Source organism: Floccifex porci (genome assembly GCF_009696175.1).
Lineage (GTDB): Bacteria > Bacillota_I > Bacilli_A > Erysipelotrichales > Erysipelotrichaceae > Floccifex > Floccifex porci.
Window position 1 is genome coordinate 225,940 of sequence record NZ_VUMM01000002.1, and the last position, 6,030, is coordinate 231,969.

The 6,030-nt window shown below is 38.4% G+C and carries 6 protein-coding genes and 1 pseudogene; all 7 read left to right on the forward strand.

All coding sequences use genetic code 11. The annotated features are described in order from the left end of the window. The first annotated feature begins 12 nt into the window (after positions 1-12). Positions 13-2,100 carry an FAD-dependent oxidoreductase gene (locus tag FYJ50_RS02330; RefSeq protein WP_154459430.1) on the forward strand — a complete coding sequence of 696 codons (2,088 nt, stop codon included), beginning with the start codon at positions 13-15 and terminating at the stop codon, positions 2,098-2,100. A gap of 9 nt (positions 2,101-2,109) precedes the next feature. After that, the gene (locus FYJ50_RS10620; RefSeq protein WP_154459431.1) at positions 2,110-2,685 is read left to right on the forward strand and encodes an indolepyruvate ferredoxin oxidoreductase subunit alpha; all 576 of its coding nucleotides are present in this window, start codon (positions 2,110-2,112) and stop codon (positions 2,683-2,685) included. A gap of 23 nt (positions 2,686-2,708) precedes the next feature. Further along, on the forward strand, positions 2,709-4,037 hold the full coding sequence (locus FYJ50_RS02340) for a thiolase family protein (protein ID WP_154459432.1): 1,329 nt from the start codon (positions 2,709-2,711) through the stop codon (positions 4,035-4,037). Beyond that, positions 4,027-4,446: a Zn-ribbon domain-containing OB-fold protein gene (locus tag FYJ50_RS02345; RefSeq protein ID WP_154459433.1), complete on the forward strand. Its 420-nt coding sequence runs from the start codon at positions 4,027-4,029 to the stop codon at positions 4,444-4,446. Before FYJ50_RS02340 ends, FYJ50_RS02345 begins: the two co-directional genes overlap by 11 nt. 17 nt (positions 4,447-4,463) lie before the next feature. After that, positions 4,464-4,703, forward strand: a complete 240-nt coding sequence (locus tag FYJ50_RS02350; RefSeq protein WP_154459434.1) for an acyl carrier protein — start codon at positions 4,464-4,466, stop codon at positions 4,701-4,703. 14 nt (positions 4,704-4,717) lie between these two features. Beyond that, positions 4,718-5,719, forward strand: coding sequence for a phosphate acyltransferase (locus FYJ50_RS02355; protein ID WP_154459435.1), 1,002 nt, complete (start codon positions 4,718-4,720; stop codon positions 5,717-5,719). Between the two features lie 67 nt (positions 5,720-5,786). Then, positions 5,787-6,030: pseudogene (locus tag FYJ50_RS02360) on the forward strand (hypothetical protein); the annotation flags it as partial.

Sequence of the window (6,030 nt, forward strand, 5' to 3'; positions counted from 1 at the left end):
AAGGAGTGAAAAATGATAATTACAATAGATGGAAAACAAATTGAAGCAAAAAAAGACAGTTCCATTTTAGAAGCTGCCTTAGAAGCGGGTATTTATATTCCTCATCTTTGTAGTCATCCAGATTTAGAAGCAAAAGGAGGCTGCCGTCTTTGTTCTGTTGAAATTGATGGAATCAAGGGGGCAGTGCCTTCATGTATGACAAAAGTAGAAGAAGGAATGAATATTACAGTAAATGGACCGGAAGCAACAAAGGTGCGTAAAACGGCAATGGAATTGATGCTGGCAACACATCCTGCAGACTGTACAGGTTGTCCAAAATATGGAAAGTGTGAACTTCAGTCGCTGTATCAGTATTTAGGGGTTAGTCCTGAGCGATGGAGAAAAAAATCAAGAAGTGTACCAAACGATGATTCCAATCCGTTAATTTCACATTTATTCACTCGATGCATTCGCTGTGGACGATGCATACGTGCATGTCAGGATTTAAGAGGTGTAAACATTCTGGATTATGTAAAAACAGAGACAGGCATTCGTGCAGGAATCAAAGCAGGTACCAGCCTGGAGGATGCGGGATGTCGTTTCTGTGGTGCCTGTATTGAAGTGTGTCCAACTGGATCGATCGTTGATCAGATAAAAATCATGGATGAACAAAGATCTTATCAGGAAAATGTGGTTCCATGCAGATCGAATTGTCCAGCACATATTGATATTCCCGCTTATATCAGAGCCATCAAAGAAGGAGATTTTGATACAGCGACAGCCATTATTCGAGAAAAAGTACCATTTCCGGAAGTGTTAGGTTCTGTATGTACACACTTCTGTGAAAGTGGATGTAAACGAAATGAATTGGGACAGCCAGTATCAATCTGTAAATTAAAACGGGTGGCTGCAGTCAATGATTCAGGTGCCTGGAAAGAAAGAGTTATGAAATGCGAAGCAACAGGAAAGAAAGTGGCCGTGATTGGTGCGGGACCTTCTGGATTGACAGCTGCGTATTATCTGGCTAAAAAAGGGCATTCGGTTACTGTATTTGAAAAGAATGAAAAAGCCGGTGGGCAATGTCGTTATGGAATTCCATCCTATCGTTTACCGGATGAAATGTTAGATCGGGAAATCAATACCATTTTAGAAGTGGGAAATATCGATCTTCAGTGCAATACAGTCGCAAAATCACCAAAAGAATTAAAAAAAGAATTTGATGCCGTTCTTGTATCCATTGGTACTCATCTGGGAACAAAATTACCTATACCGGGAAACGATTTACCAAATGTATATGTAAATGTGCAATTTTTAAAGGCAGCCAGAAGTCAGGAAAAACTTCCAGTGGGAAAACGAGTGATGGTTTTAGGTGGAGGAAATGTGGCTTATGACTGTGCAAGAACTGCCATTCGATCCGGGGCTCAAGAAGTTCATATTGCTTGTCTTGAATCCATAGATAAAATGACAGCTTCTAAGGATGAAATCGAGGAAGGAAAAGAAGAAGGCATTATTTTACATGCAGGATATTCTTTTTTGGAAATCACAGGAGAAAGTACAGTAACTGGGGTTAAACTTCAGAAAGTCAATCGATTCTACTTTGATGAAAATCGAAGAGCTGTTCTTGAACTGGAAGAAGGATCCCAGCATATCGTGAGTGTGGATACGGTTATCTTTGCGGTGGGTCAAAAACCAGAAGGAACAGAAAGCATGGAACTGGAATTAACACATGGTCCATATATTAAAACAACTCAGTCAAAAACAAGTATGGAAGGTGTATTTGCCTCTGGAGATGTTGTGACAGGTACTCGTTCCGTTATTGAAGCCATTGCAGGTGGAAGAGAATCCGCCAGTGCTATTGATGAATATTTAGGTGGAGATGGAAACATTCAGGAAGTTCTGGTTCAGCGTAAAGCTGCCAATCCATTTATTGGCCATATTGATGGATTTGCTCATCTACAAAGAGTGCAGCCAGAAATGCTGGATTCCAAAACTCGCTGTGCAGGATTTGATGCCATTGAAAAACCGATGACTTGTGATCAGGCAAAATGTGAAGCTGGTCGCTGTTTACAGTGTGATTTACGTTTAACGTTATCGAAAGTCAAACTTTGGAACGAATACTAGGAGGATGTTATGACAGTTGTTGAAAAAATAAAAAATTTAGATGAAAAACAATGTGTTGTGAATGTACTTCTGGATTCAGTAAAAGCTCATCCATGTAAAGATTGTGGAAAATGTGTATTTGGATATGAAGGAATTACACAGTTTGAAATGATTTTAAAAGACATTACAGAAAGGAAAGCAAGAAGCGAAGATAAAGTTTTATTAACGGATCTTGCAAACTTAATGGTTACACAAGCTTTATGTGATGATGGAAAAGAAATTGCTCAGGCAATGCTTACTGCTTTGGATAAACAAGGAGAAGTGTTTGATGAACACATTTCTAAAAAACAATGTCGTGCTGGCGTTTGTAAACAATTCATGACATTTCATGTTCTGGCGTCAAAGTGCAATGGATGTACAGAATGTATGGAAGTTTGCGAAGAAGATGCGATTTCAGGAAAAAATAAATTTGTACATGTAATTGATAACGATGAATGTACACGCTGTGGAAAGTGTATAGATGTATGTTCGCAAGGGGCGATTGTTCTGGCTGGAGCTATAAAGCCAAAATGTCCAAAGAAGCCAATTCCATGTAGAAAAAAATAAAATAATAAGGTAGGAAATACAAAATGCAGAAATTAGGAAAATATGCTCGAAGTGTATCAATTATCGGTGTTGGATGTACTCCGTTCATGTATACAGTCGATAATGAAGAAACAAATGGTTTAACAGAGGGTGAATTATTTGGATATGCCGCTCTAAAAGCAATGGAAGATGCAGGTGTCAATCCTCAGAATGTGGATTTTTATTTTCATGGAGAAGCGTCTCCATTAAATGGTTCAAACTATTTAACACCAAACATTCAAATCGGTAACTGGTTTGGTATGAAAGGAAAAGGGTCCATTCACCATTCAGAAGCTTGCTGTACTGGATATTTAGCGGTTGAACAGGCGGTCAATGCCGTTGCTTCTGGTAAATACGACTGTGTATTGACAGGAGCGGTTGAATTTGGGGATTCTACTCCGTTTCCAGCTGACAATGTAGAAACGCCAAAACATCCATATAAACGCGAAAAGATGACAATGGAAAAATTTTTGAAGACGACTTCCTGGCTGTACGATCGTACATATACAAGAACTTTAATGGCTGGGCAGGAATTGATTTATGATGACGCAGCGGAATGGTATGTGAGAACACGTGGTTTAACAAATGAAGAAATGAATAAAACGTTAAACTGGATGTGTATCAACAACCGAAAAAATGCTTCCGTCAATCCACTGGCAATTGAAAGAACAACGTATGAAGAACTGGCTGAAAAAGCGGGAATGACTTTAGAAGAATATATGAATTCTCCATACAATCCCAAAATGGGAGATTTCTTAAGAGCGGGAGGACTGGAATTAAAATGCGATGGTGCAGCTGCATTGGTTGTATGTGCCACTGAAAAAATTCCAGAAATTGCGAAGAATCTGAAACATAAACCAATTGAAGTTTTAGGTGTTGGAAGTGCAGCTTGTGAAGCCAGTACTCCACATTTTGAAGTGGCTGCCACACAGGAAGCTACTCGACAAGTGTACGAATTGACAGGTATGTCAGGAAAAGATATTGATTTATTTTATGCCAATGATTTCATTATTACTTCTCATTTGATTGCAGCTGAAATCGCGGGTTATTTACCTGAAGGAGAAGGATGGAAATACATTTGTGAAGGTCGCACCGCATGGGATGGAGATAAACCAATCAATTCAAATGGTGGGAGAACTTCTTTTGGACATGCTCATGCAGCTTCTGGATTGGCAGATTTTTATGAAGCCTGCAAACAAATCTGGCAGGAATGTGGCGATCGCAATGTAAAATTTAAACCAAAAACAGCGTTCTTACGTGGATATGGTGGAGCACAGAATGTGGCATCGATCATTATTAAAGAATTAGAAGAGGGAGAATCTTATGGCGATTAGATTAGAAAAAGTCGTAGAAAAATTTTACACATCACTTGAAGAAGGGAAAATCTTGGGTCGTAAATGTCCTGATTGTGGAAATGTAGAATTCCCTCCTGTCTATGCCTGCAATAAATGTGGGAGTTATGAAACGGAATGGGTAGAAATCAGCGGTAAGGCAAAACTTCATTCCATTGTTTTACCTGCTGCTTTATCAACTAAACCAGAATATAAGAAGATGAAAAAATTCTGTTATGGTGAAATTGAACTGGAAGAGGGTTCAAGATTTAATGGTGTAGTTCTGGGAATTTCTAAAAAGAATCGAGAAGAACTGTCTAAAAAATTACCATTAAATGTACATGCGAAAATTATGGATAGAGACATTGGTGTAAAAACCGTTGTTTTCGAAATTGATGAAGACCAATTATAAAAAGAAGGAGAATAAAAATGGAAAGAAATGAAATTTTAAGTCAGGTTTTAGAAATGGTGGCTATGTCTTATAAAAAAGATGTATCTGAATTATCAGAATCCACTTCGTTTAAAACCGATTTATCCGGAGCCAGTGTACAAATGGTTGCTTTAGTATCAGAAATTGAAAATGAATTGGATGTTGCTTTAATGTTATCGGATGCATCTGCCTGCAATACAATTGGAGATCTGGTTACTTTAATTGAAGAAGAAATGTAAAAGGAATCTGTAGAATGAGTGTAATTGATCAGATTTTTGAAAAAGCAAAACAAAATCCGCAGAAAGTTGCGTTTCCAGAAGCATTGAATGAAAAGATGATGGAAGCGGCTTACCAGGCAGGTGAAAATGGTTATATCTATCCCGTTCTGATTGGAAATCCAGAAGAAATTGGTAAGACAATTCAGGAAAGAGGATACAATGCAGATGTATTTACCATCGTTGATATAAAGGAAGAGACTTATAAACATTCTTTAATTGAAAGATACATTGCTTTACCGGAAACCAGACTAAAAGAAAAAGCATTGAATAGACGTATGGCGGATGCACTTCAATATGCGATGGTTATGCAGGCTGTTGGAGATGTGGATGTCACATTTGCAGGAATTGACTATACAACAGGAGATGTTTTGTTGGCCGGACAAATGATCATTGGTTTAAAACCAGGGATTGCTACAATTTCAAGTATAGGATTATGTGATATTCCTGGATTCAATGGCAGTGAAGGATCTTTACTGGCGGTAGGAGACAGTGCGGTCTGTACCAATCCAAATGCAGAACAATTGGCCAGTATAGCGATTTCGGCATGTGATACGGTTAAATCTCTATTGGACTGGCAGCCAAGATGTGCCATGGTCTCTTATTCCACTTTGGGATCGGGACAAGGTGAATTGATTGATAAAGTAACAGAAGCGGTTAAAATCGCAAATGAATTAAGACCGGACCTGGATATTGATGGCGAATTCCAGCTGGATGCAGCGATTTCACCAGCTGTGGCAGCTAAAAAAGTAAAAAGAGAAAGTGCAGTGGCTGGAAAGGCCAATGTAATCATATGGCCAGATTTAAATGTTGGAAATGTGGCTGTTAAACTGATTCAGCAGTTTGGAAAAGCCGATGCGTATGGACCTATGTTACAGGGATTTAATAAAGTTATTTGTGATTGTTCAAGAGGAGCCCCTGTATCTGAACTTGTAGGAAACATTGTGATTTCAGCAGTAAGAGCTGCTGGCTCAAAATAAAGAAGATCCCCAAGAAATGATATGTACCCTCCAAACTGGACAATAAGCCAGTAAGGAGGGTTTTTATATGAAGTATACATGGCAGTTTAAACTTGAATGTGTAAAGAATTATAAGAAAGGCATTACTACACCTGTACCTGAATACTCAAAGATGAACCAAAGAGAATTTAATAGAAAAGTAAGGGTTTGGGTAAGGGTATTTGATATACATGGTGTTGATGGATTAAAACATAAAAGCAGTAACAGGATATGGACACCTGAAAAAAAGTATGATCTGATAGCTAAGGTATTAGCAGGTAATTCTATTAAAT

Excerpts from the sequence above, each read along its gene's own strand:
- FYJ50_RS02330 (WP_154459430.1), top strand. The coding sequence starts at position 13 with ATGATAATTACAATAGATGGAAAACAAATTGAAGCAAAAAAAGACAGT.
- FYJ50_RS02345 (WP_154459433.1), top strand. The coding sequence starts at position 4,027 with ATGGCGATTAGATTAGAAAAAGTCGTAGAAAAATTTTACACATCACTT.
- FYJ50_RS02350 (WP_154459434.1), top strand. The coding sequence starts at position 4,464 with ATGGAAAGAAATGAAATTTTAAGTCAGGTTTTAGAAATGGTGGCTATG.
- FYJ50_RS10620 (WP_154459431.1), top strand. The coding sequence starts at position 2,110 with ATGACAGTTGTTGAAAAAATAAAAAATTTAGATGAAAAACAATGTGTT.
- FYJ50_RS02355 (WP_154459435.1), top strand. The coding sequence starts at position 4,718 with ATGAGTGTAATTGATCAGATTTTTGAAAAAGCAAAACAAAATCCGCAG.
- FYJ50_RS02340 (WP_154459432.1), top strand. The coding sequence starts at position 2,709 with ATGCAGAAATTAGGAAAATATGCTCGAAGTGTATCAATTATCGGTGTT.